The sequence below is a fragment of the Brucella sp. NBRC 113783 genome, assembly GCF_040372265.1.
In the GTDB taxonomy this organism is placed as follows: Bacteria; Pseudomonadota; Alphaproteobacteria; order Rhizobiales; family Rhizobiaceae; genus Brucella; species Brucella teleogrylli.
Map to the genome: position 1 here is coordinate 128,539 of NZ_BAABRX010000001.1, position 24,817 is coordinate 153,355.

Here is a 24,817-nt window from a genome sequence, read left to right on the forward strand (position 1 = left end):
TCTTCAAACTTTGGATTTTATGTTCAATTCAGGCTGGAGCAGTTTCGAAAAACCGCTCCAGAACTATAACCCGGATCAGTTACCGAGCGCATCCTCAAGGAAAGCTTCAAGCTGCGCAAGATGCTTCGACATCAGGCCGGTTGCCGGAGAAGCGGCAGCCGGGCGGCCCGTGTAGCGGACGCGCTGATGCTTGGCATCGATATGCGCCAGCACCCATTCCAGATACGGATCGATGAACGACCACGCACCCATGTTCTTCGGCTCTTCCTGACACCAGACGATTTCCGCATGACGGAAACGCGACAGCTCGTTGATGAGCGCCTTGGCCGGGAACGGGTAAAGCTGTTCCACGCGCAGCAGGTAGACATCGTCGATGCCGCGCTTTTCACGCTCTTCGTAGAGATCGTAATAGACCTTGCCCGAGCAGAGCACGACACGGCGGATCTTGGCGTCTTTCTGAAGCTTGATGCCTTCTTCGCCCTTGTTGTACTGCGCGTCGTCCCACAGCAGACGGTGGAACGAGGAATCGCCCGACAGTTCGCTAAGGCTGGACACGGCGCGCTTGTGGCGCAGCAGCGACTTCGGCGTCATCATGATGAGCGGCTTGCGGAAGTCGCGCTTCATCTGGCGGCGCAGAATATGGTAGTAGTTAGCCGGCGTCGTAACGTTGGCAACCTGCATATTGTCTTCAGCGCAAAGCTGGAGATAGCGTTCCAGACGGGCCGACGAATGTTCCGGACCCTGACCTTCATAGCCATGTGGCAGAAGGCAGACGAGACCGGACATACGCAGCCACTTGCGCTCGCCCGACGAGATGAACTGGTCGAACACGACCTGCGCACCATTGGCGAAATCGCCGAACTGGGCTTCCCAGAGAACCAGCGCACGCGGATCGGACAGCGAATAACCGTATTCGTAGCCGAGTACCGCTTCTTCCGAAAGCATCGAGTTGATGGCTTCGTAGATCGCCTGCCCCTTCTGGATATTGTTCAGCGGGATATAGCGGTTCTGGTTTTCCTGATCGTAGAGAACCGTGTGACGCTGCGAGAAGGTGCCGCGTTCCACGTCCTGACCGGACAGGCGGATCGGATGGCCTTCCGCAACCAGCGTGCCGAATGCCAGCGATTCAGCGGTTGCCCAATCGATGCCTTCGCCGGTTTCCATCATCTTGGCGCGGTTATCGAGGAAGCGCTGGATGGTGCGGTGGACATGGAAGTCCTGCGGCACTTCAACCAGCTTCTTGCCGATTTCCTTGAGTGTCTTGATCGGAACGCCGGTCTTACCGCGGCGCTGCTCATCGGCATTGTCCGCCGTGCGCAGACCAGCCCAGGCGCCGTCCAGCCAGTCGGCCTTGTTCGGCTTGTAGCTCTGTCCGGCTTCGAACTCGATTTCGAGCTTTTCGCGCCAGTCGGCGCGCATCTTGTCGACGTCGGCCTGGGTCAGCAGACCTTCGGCAATCAGCTTATCGCTATAGAGCTGAACCGTCGTCTTGTGCGCGCGGATTTCCTTGTACATCAACGGCTGGGTGAAGGACGGTTCGTCGCCTTCATTGTGGCCGAAGCGACGGTAGCAGAACATGTCCACGACCACCGGCTTGTGGAAGGTCATGCGGAATTCCATCGCAACCTTGGCCGCGAACACCACAGCTTCCGGATCGTCGCCATTGACGTGGAAGACCGGCGCTTCGACCATCTTCGCCACATCCGACGGATAAGGCGAAGAACGCGAGAAGGCCGGATTGGTGGTGAAACCGATCTGGTTGTTGATGATGAAATGCAGCGTGCCGCCGACGCGGTGACCCTTGAGGCCCGACAGGCCGAGGCACTCGGCAACCACACCCTGACCTGCGAAAGCGGCATCGCCGTGCAGCAGCAGCGGCAGAACCTTGGCGCGTTCGGTCAACGGCACCATGTCGTCGCGGGTGCGGCCGACAAGCAGATCCTGCTTGGCGCGGGCCTTGCCCATGACAACCGGGTTGACGATTTCAAGATGCGACGGGTTGGCGGTCAGCGACAGGTGAACCTTGTTGCCGTCAAACTCGCGGTCCGACGAAGCGCCAAGATGGTACTTCACGTCGCCCGAACCTTCCACATCGTCCGGCGCGTAGGAGCCGCCCTTGAACTCGTGGAAGATGGCGCGGTGCGGCTTGCCCATGACCTGGGACAGCACGTTCAGGCGGCCACGGTGCGCCATGCCGAGCACGACTTCCTTAAGGCCCATCTGGCCGCCGCGCTTGACGATCTGTTCCAGCGCCGGGATCAGCGATTCACCGCCATCGAGGCCGAAACGCTTGGTGCCCTTGTACTTGACGTCGATGAACTGCTCGAAACCTTCCGCTTCGATGAGCTTCGACAGGATAGCCTTCTTGCCTTCCGGCGTGAAAGCGACCTTTTTATCCGGACCTTCGATGCGTTCCTGAATCCATGCCTTTTCAGCCGGATCGGAAATATGCATGAACTCGACGCCGATCGTGCCGCAATAGGTGCGCTTCAGAATGTCGAGCATTTCCGGCACGGTCGCATATTCGAGGCCGAGCACATTATCGATGAAAATCTTGCGATTGTAGTCTGCAGGCGTGAAGCCGTAAGCTTCCGGCTCCAGCTCGTTATAGTCGTTCGGCTTTTCAGCGAGACCGAGCGGATCGAGATTGGCATGCAGATGGCCGCGCATGCGATAGGCGCGGATCATCATGATGGCGCGAACGCTGTCGCGTGCAGCCTGTGCAATCTCTTCAGCGGAAAGCGCTGCGGCGGCCTTGCTGTCGCCTTTGGCAGCCTTGCCCTTCAGCTTGTCGGTGACGTGCTTTTCGACTTCGGCCCAATTACCGTCGAGAGCGGAGACGAGTTCGCCATTGGCGGCAATCGGCCAGTTTTTTCTGGTCCAGCTTGCGCCTTGCGCATTCTTCTTCACATCTTCGGCACTATCGCCCAGCTTCGCGAAGAAATCGCGCCACTGCGGATCAACCGAATTCGGATCATCCTCATACTTGGCGTACAGCTCCTCGATATAGTCGGCGTTGCCGCCATAGAGGAACGAGGTAAGGGCGAAAACGTCGTTGGCCTGTTCTTGCCTTGCCATAACCTAATCCGGAGCTTTGCTCCGTCTCCTTGTCAGTAGCTCATCTGCGCGGGCCGGAAGATACCGAAACCTTCATCCCTCACGCCGCCGGGGAGGAACCACAACAGACCCCGGCAAAACTCGTTTCTACGCGACCCGAGCGATCTGTTCCGACGCAATTGTCAAAACCACCCGGTCTATTTGTTCGACACCGAAGAATGACCGCGAATGCCTGCCATTCCCTTAAAGCCCGGTATCCGGCTTCAGTATGTTTTTGTTATGCCAAACCCGGCAGCGGCTTTCGCCGCCGCCGGGATATTCAAACTCAGTCGGTCTCAGCCCTTGAGGACTTCAACCAGCGTCTTGCCGAGCTGCGCAGGCGACGGGGAGACGCGGATGCCAGCCGATTCCATGGCTGCAATCTTGTCTTCCGCTCCGCCCTTGCCGCCGGAGATCACGGCGCCGGCATGGCCCATGGTGCGTCCTGCAGGCGCGGTGCGGCCAGCGATGAAGCCGACCATCGGCTTCTTGCGACCGCGCTTGGCTTCGTCCTTGAGGAACTGAGCCGCGTCTTCTTCAGCCGAACCGCCGATTTCACCGATCATGACGATCGACTTGGTTTCGTCGTCGGCCAGGAACATTTCCAAGACGTCGATGAACTCGGTGCCCTTGACCGGATCGCCGCCGATACCGACAGCGGTGGTCTGGCCGAGGCCCTCGTTCGAGGTCTGGAACACAGCTTCATAGGTAAGCGTGCCGGAGCGCGATACAACACCCACCGAACCCTTCTTGAAGATATTACCCGGCATGATGCCGATCTTGCATTCTTCAGGGGTCAGGATGCCCGGGCAGTTCGGTCCGAGCAGGCGCGACTTCGAGCGTTCCAGACGCTCCTTGACGCGAACCATGTCCATGACCGGAATGCCTTCGGTGATGCAGACGATGAACGGAATCTCAGCTTCGATGGCTTCGATGATCGCATCGGCAGCACCTGCTGGCGGAACATAGATCACGGAAGCGTCGGCGCCCGTGCGTTCCTTGGCTTCGGCAACGGTTGCGAAGATCGGGAGCTTTTCGCCCTTCGAGCCTTCCCAGGTTTCGCCACCCTTCTTCGGATGGATACCGCCGACCATCTGCGTGCCGTAATAGGCAAGCGCCTGTTCGGTGTGGAAAGTACCGGTCTTGCCGGTCAGGCCCTGTACGAGAACCTTGGTGTCCTTGTTGACGAGAATGGACATGCCTTAATTCCCCTTCACAGCAGCGACGATCTTCTGCGCCGCATCGTCGAGATCGTCAGCCGAAATAACGTTCAGGCCGCTCTCGTTGATGATCTTCTTGCCGAGTTCCACATTGGTGCCTTCAAGACGGACAACCAGCGGAACCTTCAGGCCGACTTCCTTGACCGCAGCGATCACGCCTTCGGCGATCACGTCGCACTTCATGATGCCACCGAAGATGTTGACCAGAATGCCCTGGACAGCCGGATCAGCGGTGATGATCTTGAACGCAGCCGTCACCTTCTCCTTGGAAGCGCCGCCACCAACGTCGAGGAAGTTGGCAGGTTCTGCACCGTAGAGCTTGATGATGTCCATCGTTGCCATGGCAAGGCCTGCACCGTTGACCATGCAGCCGATATTGCCATCGAGAGCGACGTAAGCGAGATCGTATTTGGAAGCTTCGATTTCTTTTTCGTCTTCTTCCGATAAATCGCGCAGTTCCTGAATGTCAGGATGACGGAACAGCGCATTGCCGTCGAACGATACCTTGGCGTCGAGAACGCGCACGCGGCCATCGGTCATGACGATCAGCGGGTTGATTTCGAGAAGGCTCATGTCCTTTTCGGTGAAGGCTTTGTAGAGGATCGGGAACAGCTTGAGGCCGTCTTCGCGAGCCTGACCTTCAAGCTTCAACGCGTCGGCGAGCTTGTTGGCGTCTTCATCCGTTACGCCCTTGGCCGGATCGATGGCGACAGTCACGATCTTTTCAGGGGTTTCTTCGGCAACGGCTTCGATGTCCATGCCGCCTTCGGTCGAAACGACGAAAGCCGGACGGCCGACGGTGCGGTCGATCAGGATCGAGAGATAAAGCTCGCGATCAATGTCGGCGCCGTCTTCGATGTAAAGGCGGTTGACCTGCTTGCCAGCAGGGCCGGTCTGCTTGGTGACGAGCGTGTTGCCCAGCATTTCCTTCGCATTGGCAACCACTTCCTCAACCGACTTGGCGAGGCGCACGCCGCCCTTGGCGTCCGGGCCGAGTTCCTTGAACTTGCCCTTGCCGCGACCGCCAGCGTGGATCTGGCTCTTGACGACGTAAAGCGGGCCAGGAAGCGTCTTTGCCCATTCTTCCGCCTGTTCGACGGAATAGACAGCCACACCATTGGCGATCGGCGCGCCGTAGGTGTGAAGCAGGCGCTTGGCCTGATATTCGTGAATATTCATCTGGTTGTCCTCTACGGATTCCCGGTTCGTCTGGCGAACCGGTACGGCCCAAATCTTCGACCAATATTGACAGCCGGAAAAGGCCGGAGCCCCATCAAAAACAGGGCATCCGGCCTTGTCTGGATATTACTTGAGCGACGGAGCGATAGCGATGCAAGCCTCGCAAAGACCGGCAACCGAAGCCACCGACTTTTCGAACTCGGCCTTTTCCTGACCGTCGAGATCGATTTCGATGATGCGTTCAACGCCATTGGCGCCGATCACGGTCGGCACGCCGACATACATGTCCTTCACGCCATACTGACCGCTCAGCTGGGCAGCGACAGGCAGAACGCGCTTCTTGTCCTTGAGATAGGATTCAGCCATCTGAATGGCCGAAGAAGCCGGAGCGTAGAAAGCCGAACCGGTCTTGAGCAGGCCGACGATTTCCGCACCGCCATCACGGGTGCGCTGGATGATCTTGTCGAGCTTTTCCTGGCTGGTCCAGCCCATCTTGACCAGATCCGGCAACGGGATGCCTGCAACGGTCGAGTAGCGCGCCAGCGGAACCATGCTGTCGCCGTGGCCGCCGAGTACGAATGCGGTGACATCTTCAACCGAAACGTTGAATTCTTCCGAGAGGAAATAACGGAAGCGGGCGCTGTCGAGAACGCCAGCCATGCCGACGACCTTGTGAGCCGGAAGGCCCGAGAACTTCTGCAGAGCCCAGACCATCGCGTCGAGCGGGTTGGTGATGCAGATGACGAAGGCTTCAGGCGCATATTTCTTGATGCCTGCGCCGACCTGTTCCATCACCTTCAGGTTGATGCCCAGAAGATCGTCGCGGCTCATGCCAGGCTTGCGCGGCACACCGGCGGTAACGATGACAACGTCCGCGCCTTCGATGGCTGCGTAATCGTTGGCGCCGGTAAACTTCGCATCAAAACCGTCAACCGGAGAAGATTCGGCGATATCCAGTCCCTTGCCCTGCGGAGTACCTTCCGCAATGTCGAAAAGGACGACGTCGCCCAGTTCCTTCAGACCGGCGAGATGAGCGAGCGTGCCGCCAATCATACCGGAGCCGATGAGGGCAATCTTGTTGCGTGCCATGATTGTTTCTTTCCTCAAGTTTGATCCAGAAACGCATGAAGCCATCCGGTGTCCTCCCGGAAACGCTTAAGCGCTGCGAGGGTTCGATATGACTCTTTGCAAAAAAACACAACTCATTATTTTGCGACCAATGTTTTCAATCGGTTAGAATTATATGTTCTTACGTAAACGTAAGATAATTGGGCGAAATAATGGCAATTGCCCTCCTTCTCGCCCGCCACCACCATGCCGATGGTGCGATAGGCAAGCCGCCAATCCGATCGGTCATTGCCGCAGCCCGCATCCATATGCACGGTGCAACAATGCTGGAGCAGATACATCCTTCCGGGTGCACCAAGGTTGCTCCAACTATCTGAACCTGCACGCCCTCACCTCCAAAATCGCCTGCGCGTTCCGGGGCAAATGCGCTGAATTTGCGCGGGCACGATAGCCGATTGAGGATATAAGTCCAGTCTGTGGCAATCAGATGATAGGATCAGGAGATTGCTCGCCAGAGAGAGCCCGCAGAATCGGCGAGCCGTACTTTCCACCAAACCGATGCGCGAAACGCACAGGTCTCACCCGGCATTCTCCGGTATCTGCGACAGATATTCGGCGCTCTGCATTTCAAAAAGACGCGACGCGGTGCGGTCGAATTCGAACGCTTCGGTGCCGCTTTTTGCGACGTAGAGCTTCTCCGGCTGCGCTTCCGCCGTGATGAACACGCGGGCGTGGTGATCGTAAAGAACGTCCACCAGCAGTATGAAACGCTTGGCTTCATTGCGTCGCGACAGGTCGAGCATCGGCACATTGTCGATGAACAAGGTCGAATAGCGACCGACAATGGCCAGATAGTCCGTAGCGCCGAGCGGACGGCTGCACAGTTCCTCGAAACTGAAACGCGCAGCACCCGGAACGGCACGCGGCACCTCGACGTCACGCCCCTTAATGCGGATCGCGTCCGGCCTTTCTTCCATGCCGTCCTTCTGCGCGGCCCAGGCGGCATCCATCCGCTTTGCCGTCTCGCCGCCGAGCGGAGCGAGATAAACCGGCTGCAAATCGAGCTTTTCCAGCCGGTAGTCGGTGCGCGAATCGAGATTGATCACATCGACATGCTTCTTGAGAATATCGACGAAAGGCAGGAACAGCTGACGGTTGAGGCCGTCGCGATAGAGATTGTCCGGCGCGACATTCGACGTAGCGATCAGCACGACCCCGCGCGCGAAAAGCGCGCTGAAGAGGCGCGACAGGATCATCGCATCGGCAATGTCTGTGACGGTGAATTCGTCGAAGCACAGCACCCAGGCCTGTGCGCTCAGCGCATCGGCGACCGGCGGGATCGGATCGTCCTGCTTGGTTTCTCCGCGCTTCAAAGCCTGACGATGCGCATTGATACGGTCATGCACATCGGCCATGAAATCGTTGAAATGCGCACGGCGTTTGCGTTCGACGGGCAGAAGCTGGAAGAACATATCCATCAGCATGGTCTTGCCGCGCCCGACCTCGCCATGGACATAAAGCCCCTTGACGATCTCCTGCGCCTGCTTGCGCTTGCCGAACAGCCAGCCCAGCGCGCTGGATTTGCGGGAAAGCCGCTTGGTGCAGATTTCCTCGATCAGCCGGTCGTAGCGGTCGGTGAGTTGCAACTGGGCGGGATCGGCCTCCACATCGCCGGATGCTACCATCGCATCATAATGCTCGCGGACGGAGGGAAACGCTTTCAGATTACCATCAAAGGACATGACAGGTTCCGTGAACCTCTAATTAAACATCGGCGGAGCAGTCCGGAGACGCCCCGCCGTGATCGATTGTTTCGGCTTTATATCAGCGAGAAAGCGACAGAGCCTGACCGCCGGTGGTCTGGCCGTCGAAACGGCCCGGACCCGACGAATAGAGCGAAGCGACCGTGCCGCCCGATCCATCGTAAAGCACAAGCTGCTTGCCGTTGACGGCCCAGGAAGCGAGGTTTGCCAGTTCGCCCGGGCAGCGCAGCGGGCCTGCGCGGAAACCCTGACCATATTTGGTCTGAGGCGTAGCAACCTTACAGCTCTGGCCGCCAAGCGAAGCGTTCCAGACGCCTGCGACCGTGCCCGGCGTCAGATCAGGCGCGGATGCGGGCGGCAGGCTTGCAACCTGCGTGTTGCCCGGCTGCATGCCGGGATTGGACGTGGGCGCGGTCGGGAATTGCGAAGCATCCGGTGAATTGAGATTGCCCTTCTGAACGGCTCCCTGCGGCGCGGCCTGCAAGGGCGCTGGCGGAGGGGGCGGCGAAACCGGGCCGAGATCATTGTTCATCCGGGAGCTCTGGCAGCCGGCCAGTACGATGCCAGCCGCCGCCAGGCTCAGCAAACTTGCTTTCGAAATTCCCATCAGGTTCTCCATTTCGGTCGAGGTCTCGGGGAAAGAGGCGCGAACCACGCGTCTGCGAAACCAAACATCACGACAATATTGCCGCGATAAAATGGCTATATGGTTAAAAAATCAACACTGCCGCCCGGCAATTTGAGCAGGAGAGACCATTCCGGGTTTGAAATTGCTCATATATTTGGTGACTGGGACAGGAAGGCCACAGTTTAGTATCTGCGCAGATCGAAACGGAACGGCACAATCAGCCCTATAAGCCCCCAGCAAGGTTAGCTTCATTGCTGGCACTGGCAATTTGCCGGGTTTTCCGCCATATAGACGCCAGATAACTCATTCAATGAACCGTGTCGGCTGCTTCAATGCAACCGCAGGCAGAACGGAACTACAAAAACCATGGCCACCAGGGCAGCCTTCGCCAAGATGAACGGGCTCGGCAATCAGATCATCGTTGCCGATATGCGCGGTCGCGCAGACCGCATCACGCCCGACGCCGCCATTCATCTTGCCAGTGCGCGTGAAACGGCCTTCGACCAGATCATGGCCATTCATGATCCACGCACGCCGGGCACCGACAATTATATCTCCATTATCAATTGCGACGGCACGGAAGCGCAAGCTTGCGGCAACGGCACGCGCTGCGTGGTGCAGGCGCTGGCAGCCGAGACCGGCAAGCGCGCCTTCACCTTTGAAACCCGCGCCGGAATTCTGACCGCAACGGAACATGATGACGGGCTGATCACCGTCGATATGGGCAAGCCGCATTTCGAATGGCAGCAAATCCCGCTTGCCGAAGCATTCCACGACACGCGCATGATCGAGCTTCAGGTCGGGCCCATCGATGCGCCCGTGCTGCATTCGCCTTCGGTCGCCTCCATGGGCAATCCGCATGCGATCTTCTGGGTGGACCGCGACGTATGGTCCTTTGAATTGGAAAAGTTCGGCCCGCTTCTGGAAAACCATCCGATTTTCCCGGAACGCGCCAATATCTCGATTGCCCGCGTCACGTCGCCGGAAACAATGGACCTGCGCACCTGGGAACGTGGCGCGGGGCTGACCCGCGCCTGCGGTTCCGCCGCCTGCGCCGCCGCCGTTTCCGGCGCACGCACGCGCCGCACTGGCCGCAACGTCACGGTCAATGTTCCGGGCGGCCCGCTCAAGATCGAATGGCGCGACGACGATCACGTCATGATGACCGGTCCGGCGGAATGGGAATTTTCCGGCACATTCGACCCGGCAAGCGGCGACTGGAGCCGCGATTTTGAAGGCGGCCCGGCAACCGACAAGACTGGGGATAAGGGTGCGGCCTGATGAGTGTGGAAGTCGTAACATTCGGATGCCGTCTCAACACCTATGAATCCGAGGTGATGAAGCGCGAAGCCGACGCTGCCGGTCTTGGACAGTTGAAGGATGGCGCGATCATCTTCAACACCTGCGCCGTGACATCGGAAGCCGTGCGTCAGGCCCGTCAGGCCATCCGCAAGGCGCGGCGCGAAAATCCGGAAGCCCGCATTATCGTGACCGGCTGCGCGGCGCAGACCGAAGCCGACAATTTCGCCTCCATGGATGAAGTGGACCTCGTGCTTGGCAATGAGGAAAAGCTGAAATCCAACTCTTATCGGATGCTGCCCGATTTCGGTGTGAACCAGTTCGAGAAGGTGCGCGTCAACGACATTATGGAAGTACGCGAAACCGCAAGCCACATGGTCGATGCCATAGAAGGCCGGGCGCGCGCTTTCGTGCAGGTCCAGAATGGCTGCGACCATCGCTGCACCTTCTGCATCATCCCCTATGGCCGCGGCAATTCCCGCTCGGTGCCGATGGGTGCTGTGGTGGAACAGGTGAAGCGCCTTGTCGGCAATGGTTATGCCGAAGTGGTGCTGACCGGCGTGGACATGACCTCCTATGGGCCGGACTTGCCGGGAAGCCTGCGTCTTGGCAAACTGGTCAAGACGGTTCTCAATCAGGTGCCGGACCTTCAGCGCCTTCGCCTCTCATCGATCGATTCCATCGAGGCGGATGACGATCTGATGGACGCCATTGCCAATGAAAAGCGGCTAATGCCACATCTGCACCTGTCCTTGCAGGCGGGTGACGACATGATCCTGAAGCGGATGAAACGCCGCCATCTGCGCGACGATTCCATCCGCTTCTGCGAAACCGTGCGTTCACTGCGGCCAGATATCGTGTTCGGTGCCGACATCATCACCGGCTTTCCGACCGAAACCGAGGACATGTTCCAGAACTCGATGAAAATCGTCGAGGAATGCGGGCTGACCCATCTGCACGTCTTCCCCTATAGCGCACGCGAAGGCACGCCTGCCGCGCGTATGCCGCAGGTGCGGCGCGAAATCGTCAAGGAACGCGCCGCCCGGCTGCGCGCCGAGGGCGACAGGGCTTATGAGAAACATCTTGCCTCGCTCACCGGCACGACCCAGCGTCTGCTGATCGAGAAGGAAGGCATCGCCCGCACGGAAGGCTTTACGCTCGCAGCCATTGATAATGGCGCACCGGGTGAAATCATCGAACGTGTGGTGACGGGCCACGACGGTGAGAAACTTCTCACCCGCGCCGCCTGACCATCAGCTGCATAAACTAAGGCATCGGAATCCATGGCTATCGGTTTCATCAAGAGAATGTTCTCCTTCGGCAAGAAGGAGGTCGAGGAAAGGCCGGTCGATCAACCGGCGCCCGAGACCGTAACCGAAGTCACACCCGCGCCAGAACCTGAAGCGCCGGAAGCACCGATAGCCGAAGAACCGACGGTTCATGCCGAGCTGGAAGCGCCGGTTGCCGAACCTGTCGAAGCGCAGCCTGAAAAGCCGCAAGAGCCTGCTGCGGTCGAGGAAACTGCCGAAGAACAGCGCGAACCGGAACATCCGGTCGCGGAAATCGAAATTCCAATCGAGCAGCCGCCGGTCATGGAACCGGCGGTGATCGAACCGCCGTTTATTGAGCCAGAGGCCGAACCGGAACCCGAAGCCGAGCCAGAACGGGCTCCTGAACCGGAAAAGCCCGAAGAGCCGGAGCCTGTCGAAACACCTGCTCCCGTCGAAGCGGAGCCGGTGGGGGAAATTGCATCTGCGCCTGAACCAGCGCCAGCGCCAGCGCCCGCCAAGCCGAAGAAGGTCAAGGTTTCCAAGGCCGTCGAGGAACAGGCGGAAGAAGCGCCTGCCGCCCCTATCGCCGAGCCGAAACTGTCGTGGTTCGAGCGCTTGCGGCGCGGCCTGTCGCGTTCGTCCTCATCGCTCAGCGAATCCATCGGCGGCATTTTCACCAAGCGCAAGCTGGATGAGGACACGCTTCAGGATTTGGAAGACGTGCTGATCCAGGCCGATCTCGGCCTTGAGACCGCGATGCGCGTCACCGATGCGCTGGCCTCCGGGCGCTATGGCAAGGATGTTTCGAGCGATGAAGTGCGCTCGATCATGAGCACGGAAATCGAGAAAGTGCTGGGTCCCGTCGCCAAGCCGCTGGAACTCGACCTTTCGCATAAGCCGCATGTCATTCTGGTGGTCGGCGTCAACGGCACCGGCAAGACCACGACCATCGGCAAGCTCGCGGCAAAGCTGACGGCAGGTGGCCTGAAGGTCATGCTGGCGGCCGGTGATACGTTCCGCGCCGCAGCCATCGAACAGCTGCATATCTGGGGCGAGCGCACCGGCGCACCGGTCGTCTCGTCCAAGTTGGGCGCTGATGCGGCGGGCCTCGCCTATGACGCCTGGGAAAAAGCCCGGGACGCGGGCAGCGACGTGCTGATCATCGATACAGCCGGGCGCTTGCAGAACAAGGCCGAACTGATGGACGAACTGGCCAAGATCGTGCGCGTGCTCGGCAAGCACGACCCGGAAGCGCCGCATACGGTGTTGCAGACGCTCGACGCCACGACAGGCCAGAACGCGCTCAATCAGGTGGAAATCTTCAAAAATATCGCCGGTGTGAACGGGCTGGTCATGACCAAGCTTGACGGCACGGCGCGGGGCGGCATTCTTGTCGCCATTTCGGCCAAGCACAAGCTGCCGGTCTATTTCATCGGTGTCGGCGAAGGCGTCGATGACCTCGAACCATTTGCGGCCAATGAATTTGCCCGCGCCATTGCAGGAGTTGCCTGATGGAGCACCCCGTCTTCGAACGCGATCCGTCGCAGAAGAGCGAAGCCGAGCGCAAGGAAGTGCCACCACTGCTCAAACTGGTGCTGGAGTTGGGGCCGCTTCTGGTATTCTTCTTCGCCAATGCGCGCGGCGAAACGCTGATCGAACGTTTTCCCGTGCTCGCTTCCATCGGCGAGCCGATCTTTCTGGCCACCGCCCTGTTCATGGTCGCGACGGTGATCGCGCTCACCATTTCATGGGCCATGACGCGCACCCTGCCCATCATGCCGCTCATTTCCGGTATTGTGGTTTTGGTGTTTGGCGCGCTGACGCTCTGGCTGCACAACGACACCTTCATCAAGATGAAGCCAACTATCGTGAACACGCTGTTCGGCGCGATCCTTCTGGGCGGGTTGTTCTTCGGCAAGTCGCTTCTGGGCTATGTGTTCGATTCGGCCTTCCGGCTCGATGCCGAGGGCTGGAAAAAGCTCACCTTCCGCTGGGGCCTGTTCTTCATCTTTCTGGCGGTAGCCAATGAAGTCGTGTGGCGCAATTTTTCCACCGATGCGTGGGTTTCGTTCAAGGTCTGGGGCATCATGCCCATCACCATCATCTTCACACTTTTACAAATGCCGCTTATCCAGAAGCATTCATTGACAGAGGACAATAAGCCCGCATCATAGTCATATGAACAGCGGGAATTGAGGGAATCGCGGCATGGTCGAAATCGCACACAAGCTTGAGATCGAACAGTTCATCTGCCGCAGCGACAATTATGGCGTGTTGATCCACGATCCTGTCAGCGCGCTGACGGCGGCCATCGATGCGCCCGACGCCTATGCCATCGAAGCAGCGCTTGAACGGCGCGGCTGGACGCTTGATTTCATTTTCACGACGCATCATCACCTCGACCATGTCGAAGGCAATGCCGCACTGAAAAAGAAGTTTGGCCTCAGCATCATCGGCCCCAAGGATGAAGAGAGCAAAATCCCCGGCATCGACCGCACGGTCCACGACGGCGAAGAATTCACCTTCGGGCTTTTCAAGGTCAGGGTCATATCCACGCCCGGCCATACGGCTGGCGAGATTTCCTATTACATCCCCGACGCCAAAGTGGTCTTCACCGGAGATACACTGTTTGCGCTTGGCTGCGGGCGGCTTTTCGAGGGAACGCCAGCGACAATGTTCCGCTCACTGCAAAAGCTCGTTGCTTTGCCCGGCGATACCGCCATCTATTGCGGCCACGAATATACCGAAAGCAATGCGCGCTTTGCGCTGAGCATCGACCCGGATAATTCCGCGCTGAAAGAACGGGCGCTGGAGATCGGTCGGCTGCGCACTGCCGACAAGATGACCTTGCCGTCGAGCATCAGCCTCGAAATGGCCACCAATCCGTTCCTGCGCTGGCATGACAGCCGCATTCGTGCCCGCCTTGACATGCAGGATGCGCCCGACGAAGCCGTGTTTGCAGAGATCCGCAAGCGTAAAGACCTGTTTTAGAGCCGTCGCCTATGGCGACTGCTCTATATAATTGTTTCACGCATAATCTTGTCCGAAAAGTCTGCAACTTTTCGGGATTATGCTTTTAGGATAAGACGACGATGACCCTTTCCCGCTTCAAAAGCCTGAACCGCGCCGCTCTTATTGGCCTGTCGCTTGTTGTCCTGCCTGCTTCTGCCGGAATGGCTTATGCGGAAGACATCCTGTCGATCGCCACGCCGCCGGAAACGCCAGCCGAAATCAACAATTTCAAGCTGAGCGAAGATCTTCTGACGCGCATGGAAAAGGTCCATGCCGAGCTTGAGAGAATGCAGCTTTCCCCAACCGCGGAAGAAGGTCAGGACGCCCGGCCTTCGATGGATTCCATGGTGAAAAGCATCGAATCGCGCCCGCAGGTCGTGGAACTGATGAAGGCGCAGAACATCGCGCCGCGCGATTATCTGCTCGCCTATTTCGCCATGATGAGCGCCCTTGCCGCCGTCGATGCGGAAGAAGAAGACCAGCTCGTCGACGAGGTGAAGGGGATCAATCCCGAACACGTCGCCTTCGGCAAGCAATATGGCGACCGCATCCGCGAACTGATCGGGGAATAGTCTCGTCCCTCCCCCAGCGTCTCATCATTCTCACCCAGCACCTCCGCCCCTCATCCTGAGGAGCCGTCGAAGACGGCGTCTCGAAGGATCAGGCACCGAGCTATTCCCCCTCGCCCTTCGAGACGGTGCTGCGCACCTCCTCAGGATGAGGGGGCCGGAGAGGCCGTCAGGCTTTTTGCCTCAACAGCCGCAGCGCATTCATCGTCACCAGCACGGTCGCGCCGGTATCGGCCAGAATGGCGGGCCACAGCCCGGTAATGCCCAGCACGGTCGTCACGAGGAAGACAGCCTTCAGCCCAAGCGAAATGGCGATATTCTGATGAATATTGCGCATGGTTCGCTTCGACAGATCGACCATCGCCACAACATCACCGACCCGGCCATGCAGCACCGCTGCATCAGCGGTTTCAAGCGCCACGTCCGTGCCGCCACCCATGGCGATGCCGACATCCGCGGCAGCAAGGGCTGGCGCATCGTTGATACCGTCGCCAACCTTGGCGACGATCTGCCCCTCACCCCGCAATTCGCCGACAATGCGCTGCTTGTCCTCGGGCAGCAGTTCGGCGCGCACTTCAATACCGAGGTCGCGCCCAATAGCTTCTGCCGTGCGGCGGTTATCGCCCGTCAGCATCACCGTGCGGATACCGGCATCTTTCAGTGCCTTGAGCCCGGCAACAGCGTCTGCGCGCGGTTCGTCACGCATGGCGATTGCACCGGCAATCCTGCCACCGGCGACCAGCACCGAAACCGTCTTGCCTGCATCGTTGCAGGCAGCGATCCGGGTAGCCAGTGCCTCGGGGATAGCCGACACATCGTTTGCCGCCTTGCGAGACCCGAGGAACAGTTCGGTGCCGTCCGCAGTACCGGACACGCCCTTGCCACCATGAGCTTTGCCTTTCGCGACCGCAGAAAGCTTCAGCCCGCGCTCTTCCGCCGCCGACACGATGGCCAGCGCCAGCGGATGGCTTGAACCTGCATCGAGCGATGCAGCAAGGCGCAGCACCTCATCCTCCGGCAGAGCACCGGCAAGCACGTCCGTAACCTTCGGTTTGCCTTCGGTCAGCGTGCCGGTCTTGTCGAAACAGGCGGTCGTGATCTTGCCGATGGTTTCAAGCACGGCGCCGCCCTTCATGAGAAGGCCGCGCCGGGCGCCCGACGACAGGGCCGCAGCGATTGCAGCCGGTGTGGAAATGACCAGCGCGCAAGGGCAGCCGATCAGCAGGATCGCAAGGCCCTTATAGATCCACTCGTCCCATGCGCCCCCCGCGACCAGCGGCGGGAGAATGGCCACGAGTGCGGCAACGACCACCACGCCGGGCGTGTACCAGGTCGAGAAGCGATTGATGAAACGCTCGGTCGGAGCCTTGGCCTCCTGCGCTTCCTCCACCAGCCGCACGACGCGCGCGATGGTGTTGTCCTGTGCGGCAGCCGTCACCTTCACACGCAGCAGACCATCGCCATTGATCGTTCCGGCAAAGACAGTGTCGCCTGCGGTCTTGCCGACCGGCGTGCTTTCGCCGGTGACTGGCGCTTCATCGATAGCGCTTTCACCGGACAGGATTTCACCATCTGCTGGCATACGGTCGCCCGGGCGCACGGAAATGACATCGCCCACGGCAAGACTGTCGGCAGCAACTTCCGTGGTCGCGCCATTGCGCTCCAGAAAGGCCGTCTTCGGCACAAGGGCGGTCAGTGACTGGATGCTGGCGCGGGCCTTGCCCGCCGCAACACCTTCCAGCAATTCGCCGACGAGGAACAGGAACACGACTGCCGCCGCTTCCTCTGTCGCGCCGATGAACACCGCGCCAATCGCGGCAATCGTCATCAGCATTTCGATGGAGAACGGCGTGCCATTGATCGCAGCCATATAAGCGCGTCTCGCAATCGGCACGAGACCGATCAGCATCGCCGCTGTAAAGGCCCAGAGCGAGATCGGCGGATAAAGATGACCGATCACATAGGCCACCACCAGTCCGCCACCGCTGATGAGCATCGTGCGGCCTTTGTCCGTCCGCCACCATGACAGGGGCTTAGACGGTGCGCTGGCCTCGGGCGTCGCTGCGGATGGCGGTGTGGCGAGGGCGGTTTTATAACCAAGCCCCGTCACCTTTCCGGCAATCTCGTCACTGTTTGCAGAGCCATCATGATTGACAGTCATAGTTCCGTTGGTCACGGAAACCGACACATCGCTGACGCCTGCAACGCGGCGCACCGCCGTGTCGATCTTCGCGGCGCAGGATGCACAATCCATGCCCGACACCTGGAAACGGAAGCTGTTGGCCGATGCCGGTATGGCTGCCGGTTCATCCTCATGATCGTGGTCATGCCCAGAATGATCATGGTCGTGATCGTGAGTGTGCCCCGAATGGTCATCGCCGTGGTCATGATCATGGTCGTGACCAGCGCAACTTCCGTGATCATGGTCGTGCGCATGCGCGTTAGGCTTGGGCGCATCGGCGCGCTTTTCGGCGGCCAGCCGTTCTGTGCGATAGCCGAGGCTGCGCACTTTCTTTTCTATATTTTCGGGTTTGCTGCTGCCGTCATGTAGCACGGTCATCGTGCCTGCGGTGACCGAAACGGAGACATCCTCCACGCCCGACACGCGGCGGACAGCGGTATCAATCTTGGTCGCGCAGGACGCGCAATCCATGCCGTCCACACGAAAGCGAATCTGGTTTATTGCCTTATTCATGACCTGCCCTTTCAGAGCACTCTTGAATTGTCCTGAACAGGGTCTACATCCTCTAGTGACTAGAGGAGCAAGAGAAAAATGACAAACAATCTTCCCATTGGTGAGGCCTCCAAAGCCAGCGGCGTCAAAGTGCCGACCATCCGCTATTATGAGCAGATTGGTTTGCTGCCGGTGCCGCCGCGCACGGAGGGAAATCGCCGCCTGTATGACAAGAGCGATGTTCAGCGGCTTTTGTTCATCCGCCACGCGCGCGATCTGGGTTTCGAGGTGGATTCCATCCGCACATTGCTCGAATTGCAGGATAATCCCGATCAGTCATGCGCCATGGCCGATGCCATCGCCCGCGCCCGGCTTGTTGAGATCGAACACCGCATCACCAAGCTTCTCTCTCTGAAGACGGAACTGCAACGCATGCTGGAATGCACCGCCCATGGCCGTATCGACCAATGCCGGGTGATCGAAATTCTGGGCAATCACGACGAATGCCTGCACCCCGCGCACTGATTGCGCGGTGTTGTTTTAATTCACCTTCTCGAAGCGCGTGGCGGTAATTTTCAGCGTGCCGATCTGGGTGCCTATCCGCGCGACGACCGGCGCATAAATGCCCGAATCGCCCAGCGAAGCGAAGGACACGCTGATCCGGCTTTTATTGCTCAGATAGTCGATCGACTTCTTGCCTTTCTGATAGCCGGAAATCGGAATGAACTTGGCCGAGCAGATCACCGACTCGCCGGTAAAGCCATCGGCGGTGAACGATTCGGTGCCGTTGAAGGAAAGCTTGATGTCGGCGCGCGTCTGCCCGTCAAACACGCTCAGTGTGCGATTGCAGACTGAACGCGGATCGGTGGCGGGGATCATCAGGGCGCTCAGCGGATCACTGACATTGAGCAGATCCTGCGGCGTAGTCTCCACCCATGGATCGCGCTTCTTCACCGGCGGCTGGTTTTCCGAAGCCACCACATTGCCATTGGCAAAACGTATCGTCGTGCGCTTGTTCTTCCGCCCGTGCTTGTAATTGAGATCGAAACCGCTCGGAACAACCCGCCCGTTGACCGCATTGCCAGTCACGGTCACCGTACCTTTGGTATCATCGAAAACGCGCGCAAGGCCGGACGTTTTGAAATTGCCGTTCAGATCATATCTGGAGCCACTGACCGTCGTTTCGGTTGCGGCGCGTGCAATGGAAAGGCCGAAAATCGAAATCGCATATTCGGTTCTGTAGAGATCGTTCGCCTGTGCTACTCCCGTGGTCAGCGCGAAACCTGCACATGACAAGAGAACAAGCTCTTTCAGCCGGTTCGCTACGGGTTTCGATAAGAATGGCGGCTCGATCATATTCGGCGTTCCTTTCTGCGTCCCGGCCCGGAAAGAGGACCTATGGTTTTCAACCACATTGAGCTGTCAAAAAGTTGCGAGAGATTCTTCGATACAGTATCTGTGTAAGCCAAGCAAAACCGGCGAAGTTATGATCGCAGCGTTTCGTGAAGGCGATGCGAATGCCGTAAAACCGCGCTGTGACGGCATCGCGGCGGAATCTCACTTGACTGCAAGCGCTCCTGTCACTATAGAAACGCGACTTTCCCAATAGGCCGCCTGTCCGAAACCGCGCGCCAGCAGCATTAAATTGCTTTGAATGCTTGAATTCGGACATTCTGGTCGGGGCCTGAGCAATTCCAGCAAAAATGCGAAGCAGTTTGCTCAAGGATTGCGAGGAAACGGAACGAGGGACCTTTTCGCTTTTCGAAGAAAACGAAAAGGGCCGGAAACAAAATTGAAGGTGAGACCAAAATGTCCCGCGCTTGTGAATTGACCGGCAAGTCGGTCCAGTACGGCAACAATGTCAGCCACGCGAACAACAAGACGCGTCGCCGCTTTCTGCCGAACCTCTGCAATGTTACGCTGATCTCTGAAGCACTCGGCCAGAGCTATCGTCTGCGCGTTTCTGCCAACGCCCTGCGTTCGGTTGAACATCGCGGCGGCCTCGACGCTTTCCTCGTCAAGTCTGACGACAAGGAACTGTCGCAGCGCGCTCGTCTTCTGAAGCGCCAGATCGCTAAGAAGCAGGCTGAAGCTGTTGCTGCCTAAGCAATAATCCTGAAAACCCGCATGGTTTGTGGGCTTTTCTAAAAAGGATTATGCTTCGGACAGAAGACGCAGTCTTGAAGATTTGACAAAAAAGGCTGACAGTTTGTCGGCCTTTTTTGCTGGTTCCATCACCCAGGATAAAAAAATGCCTATTGAGAATCCTGCATTATCCCGGCTTTTGCCGGCTGTACTGGCTATGTGCGTGGCGGTTGCCGCGTCGAATATTCTGGTCCAGTATCCTTTCCAGCATTTCGGCCTCGGCGAAGTGCTAACCTATGGCGCCTTTACCTATCCGGTCGCATTTCTGGTCAATGATCTGACGAATCGCCGCTTCGGCCCCGCCGCGGCGCGCAAAGTGGTCTATGCCGGTTTTGTGCTCGGCGTCGTCATGTCGATCTGGCTGGCCACGCCCCGCATCGCCATCGCATCAGGGACCGCCTTTCTGCTGGCCCAGCTGATGGACATTACCGTTTTCGACCGCCTGCGCCGCAAGACCTGGTGGAAAGCACCCTTCGCAGCCGCCATGTTCGGCTCGGTGCTGGACACGATCCTGTTCTTCTCGATCGCTTTTGCGGCGGGCTTTGCATGGATCGACAGGCTGACCGGCATGCCTGATTCGTCACTGACGGAACCAGCCTCGTTCCTCGGCCTGGGCGTCCCGCTCTGGGCGTCGCTCGCCTTCGGTGATTTCTTCGTGAAGGTCATCATGGGAACGCTGATGCTGATTCCCTATGGCGCAATCCTCGCCATATTCGCCCCGGCTCTGTATGCAGCCGGTCGCGCGACCGCAGAATAAGGCGAGAAAAAAAGGGGCTTTAAAGCCCCTTTTTTATCTTCTTCCGCCAGCCCGGCGTTTGCCTTTTCCGGCGGATGCCGCGCCCTGCTCTTCGAACAGGGATGCAAGCTGCTCGGTCATTGCGCCTGCCAGCTCTTCCGCATCGACAATCGTTACAGCGCGACGATAATAGCGTGTCACGTCGTGGCCGATACCGATGGCGATCAGCTCGACCGGCGAACGCGTTTCGATCTCTTCGATCACCGCGCGCAGATGCCGTTCCAGATAATTGCCTGGATTGACCGACAGCGTGGAATCATCCACCGGCGCACCATCCGAGATCATCATCAGGATCTTGCGCTGCTCGGGGCGACCCAACAGGCGCTGATGCGCCCATATCAGCGCTTCACCGTCGATATTTTCCTTGAGGAGCCCTTCGCGCATCATCAGGCCCAGATTGCGCCGTGCGCGACGCCATGGCGCGTCAGCGCTCTTATAGACGATGTGGCGCAGATCGTTGAGGCGACCCGGATTGGCAGGCTTGCCACGCGACAGCCAGGCCTCGCGCGACTGACCGCCCTTCCAAGCCTTGGTGGTGAAACCAAGAATCTCAACCTTGACGCCGCAACGTTCCAGCGTGCGGGCCAGAATATCGGCGCAGGTGGCCGCAACCGTGATCGGGCGACCGCGCATGGAGCCGGAATTGTCCAGCACCAGCGTCACCACCGTGTCGCGGAAATCCGTATCCCGCTCCATCTTGTAGGAAAGCGGCTGGGTCGGATCGACCACGATACGCACGAGGCGCGCCGAGTCGAGATAGCCCTCTTCCAGATCGAAATCCCAGGAGCGGCTCTGCTGCGCCATCAGGCGGCGCTGGAGGCGATTGGCGAGACGGCCCACCACGCCCTGCAGATTGGCCAGCTGCTTGTCGAGAAACCCGCGCAGACGGTCCAGCTCGGCCTCATCGCACAGATCGGTCGCCTCGACCTCTTCGTCGAATTCGCGCGTGAAAACCTTGTAGTCGATCTGCTCGGCGAAATTGGCGAAAGGCTGATTGGGACGGCGCGTATCGCCCGGCGTTTCCGCGTCGATATCCTCGCTGTCGTCCATATCGTCGGCGGATGCATCGGCGGCATCCATCTCGCCCTGCTCGCCTTCTTCGCTGGAACTATCCGACTCTTCGCTTTCAGCGGAATCGGAACCTTCCTGGCTTTCATCGCCGCCTTCTTCGTTCTCGTCAGAATCCGGCGTCTGTTCTTCGTTCTGTTCCTGATCGTCGCTCGGCTCTTCCTGCGACAGCTCTTCAGCCATGTCCATGGAAGCGAGCATATCGCGCACCGTGCGCGCAAAAGCCTGCTGATCGTCGAGATTTTCACCAAGACGCGCCAGATCGCCGCCAGCCTTCTGCTCGATCCAGTCCCGCCACAGCTCCAGTACTTCGCCCGCTTCCGCAGGTGCGGCCCGTCCGGTCAGCTTTTCGCGCAATAAGAGCGACACCGCTTCTTCAAGCGGGGCGTCTTCCTTGTCCGTAACCGCGGAGAAATTCGCCTTGGCATATTTGTCGGCCAGCATGGTCGCCAGATTATCGGCAACGCCTGCCATGGCACGCGCGCCGATGGCCTCGACACGGGCCTGCTCGACAGCATCATAAATGGCGCGGGCCTGTTTGCCTTCCGGCGCGAGCTGCGCATGAATGCGGGGATTGTGGCGCGCCTGACGCAGCGCCATCGAGTCGCCAAGGCCACGGGTCACGGCAATGTCGTGCGCGGTCGGGCGCTTCGGAAGATCGGGCAGTCGGGCGCGGTTGGCCGTCAGAGCGGGGCGATCATTGCTGAACGCCACTTCCAGCTCGTTCTCGCCGGAAATAGCGCGCATGCAAGCGGTGATCGCGCGCTTGAACGGCTCGGAGTCCACTGGCCCCGGCTTGCGCTCGCGCGAATTGTCGCCCATTCCTGACATCTGGCCTGACATATGCCTATCCTGCTTCCCATCAAATCAAGGCCCTGCCGCCATGGCGGCGACAGGCATCGTCAATTTTGCTCACGCTTGTCTGCCCCGAAACGGTTTCCGCTTCGGGAGACAGCATCAGGCCAGAACGATATTGGCCGCCGATTCCGGCAGTTCCGCACCGAAGGCGCGCTGATAGAACTCAGCCACCGTCGCGCGTTCCAGTTCATCGCACTTGTTGAGGAAGGTCAGGCGGAAGGCAAAGCCGATATCATTGCCGAAGATCGCCGCGTTTTCTGCCCAGGTAATGACGGTACGCGGGCTCATCACGGTTGAAAGATCACCATTGATGAAAGCCTGACGGGTCATGTCGGCGACGCGAACCATCTTGTTGACGATCTCGCGGCCTTCCGCATTCTGGAAATGCTTGGCCTTGGCCAGAACGATTGCCACTTCATTGTCATGCGGCAGATAGTTCAGCGTCGTCACGATGGACCAGCGGTCCATCTGCGCCTGATTGATCTGCTGCGTGCCATGATAAAGGCCGGTCGTGTCGCCAAGACCGACCGTGTTGGCGGTCGCGAACAGGCGGAAAGCAGGGTGCGGATGAATAACGCGGCTCTGGTCGAGCAAGGTCAGGCGACCGGAGGTTTCCAGCACGCGCTGGATTACGAACATCACGTCCGGGCGACCGGCATCATATTCGTCAAAGACCAGCGCGACATTGTGCTGGTAGGCCCAGGGCAGGATGCCATCCTTGAATTCGGTGACCTGCACGCCGTCCTTGACGACGATGGCGTCCTTGCCGACGAGATCGATACGGCTGACATGGCTGTCGAGATTGACGCGGACACAAGGCCAATTCAGGCGCGCCGCAACCTGCTCGATATGGGTCGATTTACCCGTGCCGTGATAGCCGGAGACCATCACGCGGCGGTTATAGGCAAAACCGGCCAGGATCGCGAGCGTCGTCTGACGGTCGAAAAGATAATCCGGATCACGCTCCGGCACATAGGAGTCGCCCGCCGCATAGGCCGGTACTTTCATGTCGGAATCTATACCGAACACATCGCGCACCGAAACCGTCGTATCCGGCAAATTGGCTATATCCCGCTCAACCTTGTTCATCATGCCTCCAGGGCGGCAGGACTGTCCGGCCGCGACATCCAAGTATCATCCGGGGCATGATGACCGGCAAGCCGGTGGTATGCCCCTTCCGTCGTTCGTTGCGGGCATCCATGCTTGAATCCGCGCCTTCCAGCACGGCAGGAGAATGTCCGTCAAAGCATTTTGCAGCCAGATGAAAACATCTGGCATCGCATAAATGCGGCTTGAGCCACAGCTCGACTTGATCAATCAAAAACCGGCCAGTTCAAGACTGGCCAATCCTTCATGCTCTAGCAAAAACCTGCCTGCTTGAGCAATTGATAAGCCTGAATGACATCGCGGAATCTCTCTTCAGAACCGCGGTCACCACCATTCGCATCGGGATGGTGCTGTTTTACCAGCTCTTTATAGCGCGCCTTGATTTTATCGCTAGTCGAATTCGGTTCAAGTCCGAGTGTAGCGAGCGCTTTGATTTCCAGCGTGCGCGGCTTGCGCTTAGCTGTTGCCCCCGGCTCCTGCCCTTTTGCTTCTTTCACGAAATTGAATGGATCGCGAATGCGATTGTGATAGGAAGCCGAGCCGGAACGCATCTTGGCCATGTCGGGGGAAGTGCGCGCCTTGGCCGTCGAATTCGCCGTCGTGGACCAGGTTGGACGATGGCCAGTGACCGCATCCTTCTGGAATTTGGCGATATCTCCATCGGCAAGACCGGAGAAATAGTTGAAATTCTTATTATATTCCCGCACGTGGTCTATGCAGAAGTGGAAATATTCCCCTTCGCGCATGCGTCCGACCGGCGCGCGATGCGTGCCGGGCTTGTCACAACCGTCCCACTGGCAGCAAGGGCCGCTGGACTTGGCCTGCTGCGTCTTTTTCGGGCGGATGCGGATACTGTCGAAAAGTTTGGAGTTCGTGGTCATCGAATCAATTATGCGGATTAAGGGGTTGCTAAACAAGAATTGACATTTCGTCCGGTTGGGCTTTTGGCCATTTCAACTGGGCGAAATTTTGAAGCGGATCTGGTTCCTGTGCGGATTTGCCCCACCTTGGGCCGTCGGGGCTTGAGTCTATATGAAGCACAGCGTGTATATGGGGAGAACGAG

The 24,817-nt window shown here is 58.8% G+C and carries 21 protein-coding genes; 10 read left to right on the forward strand and 11 right to left on the reverse strand.

All coding sequences use genetic code 11. From position 1 onward, the window contains the following. Positions 1-75 precede the first annotated feature (75 nt). The 4 genes from ABWW11_RS00600 to mdh all read right to left on the reverse strand — a co-directional run bounded on the left by ABWW11_RS00600 (position 76) and on the right by mdh (position 6,584). Positions 76-3,078 (reverse strand): 2-oxoglutarate dehydrogenase E1 component, encoded by a 3,003-nt coding sequence (locus tag ABWW11_RS00600; RefSeq protein WP_109369969.1) that lies wholly within the window; start codon positions 3,076-3,078, stop codon positions 76-78. 314 nt (positions 3,079-3,392) lie between these two features. Further along, positions 3,393-4,295, reverse strand: coding sequence for a succinate--CoA ligase subunit alpha (gene sucD / locus ABWW11_RS00605; protein WP_104755057.1), 903 nt, complete (start codon positions 4,293-4,295; stop codon positions 3,393-3,395). Positions 4,296-4,298: 3 nt separating this feature from the next. Beyond that, complete coding sequence (gene sucC, locus ABWW11_RS00610; protein WP_109369970.1) at positions 4,299-5,495, reverse strand: ADP-forming succinate--CoA ligase subunit beta; 1,197 nt, start codon at positions 5,493-5,495, stop codon at positions 4,299-4,301. 126 nt (positions 5,496-5,621) lie between these two features. Continuing rightward, positions 5,622-6,584 (reverse strand): malate dehydrogenase, encoded by a 963-nt coding sequence (mdh, locus tag ABWW11_RS00615; protein ID WP_109369971.1) that lies wholly within the window; start codon positions 6,582-6,584, stop codon positions 5,622-5,624. Positions 6,585-6,775: 191 nt separating this feature from the next. Between mdh and ABWW11_RS00620 the strand changes: the two genes are divergently transcribed. Continuing rightward, positions 6,776-6,940, forward strand: a complete 165-nt coding sequence (locus tag ABWW11_RS00620; RefSeq protein ID WP_167836047.1) for a hypothetical protein — start codon at positions 6,776-6,778, stop codon at positions 6,938-6,940. Between the two features lie 201 nt (positions 6,941-7,141). Here ABWW11_RS00620 and zapE read toward each other — a convergent pair whose 3' ends face one another. Both zapE and ABWW11_RS00630 read right to left on the reverse strand, forming a co-directional pair. Continuing rightward, positions 7,142-8,305: a cell division protein ZapE gene (gene zapE, locus ABWW11_RS00625; RefSeq protein WP_109369973.1), complete on the reverse strand. Its 1,164-nt coding sequence runs from the start codon at positions 8,303-8,305 to the stop codon at positions 7,142-7,144. 82 nt (positions 8,306-8,387) lie between these two features. Then, positions 8,388-8,933 carry a protease inhibitor Inh/omp19 family protein gene (locus tag ABWW11_RS00630; protein ID WP_109369974.1) on the reverse strand — a complete coding sequence of 182 codons (546 nt, stop codon included), beginning with the start codon at positions 8,931-8,933 and terminating at the stop codon, positions 8,388-8,390. A 387-nt stretch (positions 8,934-9,320) separates the two neighbouring features. On the opposite strand from ABWW11_RS00630, the gene dapF reads away from it, so the two are divergent. From dapF to ABWW11_RS00660, 6 genes are all read left to right on the forward strand, one after another. Further along, positions 9,321-10,235: a diaminopimelate epimerase gene (dapF, locus tag ABWW11_RS00635; protein WP_109369975.1), complete on the forward strand. Its 915-nt coding sequence runs from the start codon at positions 9,321-9,323 to the stop codon at positions 10,233-10,235. Continuing rightward, positions 10,235-11,503, forward strand: a complete 1,269-nt coding sequence (mtaB, locus tag ABWW11_RS00640; protein ID WP_124915132.1) for a tRNA (N(6)-L-threonylcarbamoyladenosine(37)-C(2))-methylthiotransferase MtaB — start codon at positions 10,235-10,237, stop codon at positions 11,501-11,503. Before dapF ends, mtaB begins: the two co-directional genes overlap by 1 nt. A gap of 33 nt (positions 11,504-11,536) precedes the next feature. Next, positions 11,537-13,036: a signal recognition particle-docking protein FtsY gene (gene ftsY, locus ABWW11_RS00645; RefSeq protein WP_109369977.1), complete on the forward strand. Its 1,500-nt coding sequence runs from the start codon at positions 11,537-11,539 to the stop codon at positions 13,034-13,036. Beyond that, complete coding sequence (locus ABWW11_RS00650; RefSeq protein WP_109369978.1) at positions 13,036-13,698, forward strand: septation protein A; 663 nt, start codon at positions 13,036-13,038, stop codon at positions 13,696-13,698. Before ftsY ends, ABWW11_RS00650 begins: the two co-directional genes overlap by 1 nt. A 34-nt stretch (positions 13,699-13,732) precedes the next feature. Further along, complete coding sequence (gloB, locus tag ABWW11_RS00655; RefSeq protein ID WP_109369979.1) at positions 13,733-14,515, forward strand: hydroxyacylglutathione hydrolase; 783 nt, start codon at positions 13,733-13,735, stop codon at positions 14,513-14,515. A 101-nt stretch (positions 14,516-14,616) separates the two neighbouring features. Next, positions 14,617-15,108, forward strand: coding sequence for a hypothetical protein (locus ABWW11_RS00660; RefSeq protein WP_109369980.1), 492 nt, complete (start codon positions 14,617-14,619; stop codon positions 15,106-15,108). A gap of 166 nt (positions 15,109-15,274) precedes the next feature. On the opposite strand, the gene ABWW11_RS00665 is transcribed toward ABWW11_RS00660, so the two are convergent. Then, the gene (locus tag ABWW11_RS00665; RefSeq protein WP_124915133.1) at positions 15,275-17,800 is read right to left on the reverse strand and encodes a heavy metal translocating P-type ATPase; all 2,526 of its coding nucleotides are present in this window, start codon (positions 17,798-17,800) and stop codon (positions 15,275-15,277) included. A 78-nt stretch (positions 17,801-17,878) separates the two neighbouring features. On the opposite strand from ABWW11_RS00665, the gene ABWW11_RS00670 reads away from it, so the two are divergent. Then, positions 17,879-18,304 (forward strand): MerR family transcriptional regulator, encoded by a 426-nt coding sequence (locus tag ABWW11_RS00670; RefSeq protein WP_109369982.1) that lies wholly within the window; start codon positions 17,879-17,881, stop codon positions 18,302-18,304. A 15-nt stretch (positions 18,305-18,319) separates the two neighbouring features. Here the strand turns inward: ABWW11_RS00670 and ABWW11_RS00675 are convergent, their stop codons facing one another. After that, positions 18,320-19,135: a DUF3108 domain-containing protein gene (locus tag ABWW11_RS00675; RefSeq protein ID WP_109369983.1), complete on the reverse strand. Its 816-nt coding sequence runs from the start codon at positions 19,133-19,135 to the stop codon at positions 18,320-18,322. 453 nt (positions 19,136-19,588) lie between these two features. Between ABWW11_RS00675 and rpmB the strand changes: the two genes are divergently transcribed. Both rpmB and ABWW11_RS00685 read left to right on the forward strand, forming a co-directional pair. Beyond that, positions 19,589-19,885, forward strand: a complete 297-nt coding sequence (rpmB, locus tag ABWW11_RS00680) for a 50S ribosomal protein L28 (RefSeq protein ID WP_078337585.1) — start codon at positions 19,589-19,591, stop codon at positions 19,883-19,885. Between the two features lie 145 nt (positions 19,886-20,030). Beyond that, positions 20,031-20,681: a queuosine precursor transporter gene (locus ABWW11_RS00685; RefSeq protein WP_109370332.1), complete on the forward strand. Its 651-nt coding sequence runs from the start codon at positions 20,031-20,033 to the stop codon at positions 20,679-20,681. A 33-nt stretch (positions 20,682-20,714) separates the two neighbouring features. Here ABWW11_RS00685 and cobT read toward each other — a convergent pair whose 3' ends face one another. The 3 genes from cobT to ABWW11_RS00700 form a co-directional block, all read right to left on the reverse strand. Next, positions 20,715-22,631 (reverse strand): cobaltochelatase subunit CobT, encoded by a 1,917-nt coding sequence (cobT, locus tag ABWW11_RS00690; protein ID WP_109369984.1) that lies wholly within the window; start codon positions 22,629-22,631, stop codon positions 20,715-20,717. Positions 22,632-22,745: 114 nt separating this feature from the next. Next, complete coding sequence (cobS, locus tag ABWW11_RS00695; protein ID WP_109369985.1) at positions 22,746-23,735, reverse strand: cobaltochelatase subunit CobS; 990 nt, start codon at positions 23,733-23,735, stop codon at positions 22,746-22,748. A gap of 269 nt (positions 23,736-24,004) precedes the next feature. Next, positions 24,005-24,634: a J domain-containing protein gene (locus ABWW11_RS00700; protein ID WP_109369986.1), complete on the reverse strand. Its 630-nt coding sequence runs from the start codon at positions 24,632-24,634 to the stop codon at positions 24,005-24,007. Positions 24,635-24,817: the final 183 nt, after the last annotated feature.

Excerpts from the sequence above, each read along its gene's own strand:
- ABWW11_RS00660 (WP_109369980.1), top strand. The coding sequence starts at position 14,617 with ATGACCCTTTCCCGCTTCAAAAGCCTGAACCGCGCCGCTCTTATTGGC.
- sucC (WP_109369970.1), bottom strand. The coding sequence starts at position 5,495 with ATGAATATTCACGAATATCAGGCCAAGCGCCTGCTTCACACCTACGGC.
- ABWW11_RS00670 (WP_109369982.1), top strand. The coding sequence starts at position 17,879 with ATGACAAACAATCTTCCCATTGGTGAGGCCTCCAAAGCCAGCGGCGTC.
- ABWW11_RS00700 (WP_109369986.1), bottom strand. The coding sequence starts at position 24,634 with ATGACCACGAACTCCAAACTTTTCGACAGTATCCGCATCCGCCCGAAA.
- ABWW11_RS00685 (WP_109370332.1), top strand. The coding sequence starts at position 20,031 with ATGCCTATTGAGAATCCTGCATTATCCCGGCTTTTGCCGGCTGTACTG.
- gloB (WP_109369979.1), top strand. The coding sequence starts at position 13,733 with ATGGTCGAAATCGCACACAAGCTTGAGATCGAACAGTTCATCTGCCGC.
- mdh (WP_109369971.1), bottom strand. The coding sequence starts at position 6,584 with ATGGCACGCAACAAGATTGCCCTCATCGGCTCCGGTATGATTGGCGGC.
- mtaB (WP_124915132.1), top strand. The coding sequence starts at position 10,235 with ATGAGTGTGGAAGTCGTAACATTCGGATGCCGTCTCAACACCTATGAA.
- ABWW11_RS00620 (WP_167836047.1), top strand. The coding sequence starts at position 6,776 with ATGGCAATTGCCCTCCTTCTCGCCCGCCACCACCATGCCGATGGTGCG.
- ABWW11_RS00675 (WP_109369983.1), bottom strand. The coding sequence starts at position 19,135 with ATGATCGAGCCGCCATTCTTATCGAAACCCGTAGCGAACCGGCTGAAA.
- ftsY (WP_109369977.1), top strand. The coding sequence starts at position 11,537 with ATGGCTATCGGTTTCATCAAGAGAATGTTCTCCTTCGGCAAGAAGGAG.
- zapE (WP_109369973.1), bottom strand. The coding sequence starts at position 8,305 with ATGTCCTTTGATGGTAATCTGAAAGCGTTTCCCTCCGTCCGCGAGCAT.
- rpmB (WP_078337585.1), top strand. The coding sequence starts at position 19,589 with ATGTCCCGCGCTTGTGAATTGACCGGCAAGTCGGTCCAGTACGGCAAC.
- cobS (WP_109369985.1), bottom strand. The coding sequence starts at position 23,735 with ATGAACAAGGTTGAGCGGGATATAGCCAATTTGCCGGATACGACGGTT.
- dapF (WP_109369975.1), top strand. The coding sequence starts at position 9,321 with ATGGCCACCAGGGCAGCCTTCGCCAAGATGAACGGGCTCGGCAATCAG.
- sucD (WP_104755057.1), bottom strand. The coding sequence starts at position 4,295 with ATGTCCATTCTCGTCAACAAGGACACCAAGGTTCTCGTACAGGGCCTG.
- cobT (WP_109369984.1), bottom strand. The coding sequence starts at position 22,631 with ATGTCAGGCCAGATGTCAGGAATGGGCGACAATTCGCGCGAGCGCAAG.
- ABWW11_RS00630 (WP_109369974.1), bottom strand. The coding sequence starts at position 8,933 with ATGGGAATTTCGAAAGCAAGTTTGCTGAGCCTGGCGGCGGCTGGCATC.
- ABWW11_RS00600 (WP_109369969.1), bottom strand. The coding sequence starts at position 3,078 with ATGGCAAGGCAAGAACAGGCCAACGACGTTTTCGCCCTTACCTCGTTC.
- ABWW11_RS00650 (WP_109369978.1), top strand. The coding sequence starts at position 13,036 with ATGGAGCACCCCGTCTTCGAACGCGATCCGTCGCAGAAGAGCGAAGCC.
- ABWW11_RS00665 (WP_124915133.1), bottom strand. The coding sequence starts at position 17,800 with ATGAATAAGGCAATAAACCAGATTCGCTTTCGTGTGGACGGCATGGAT.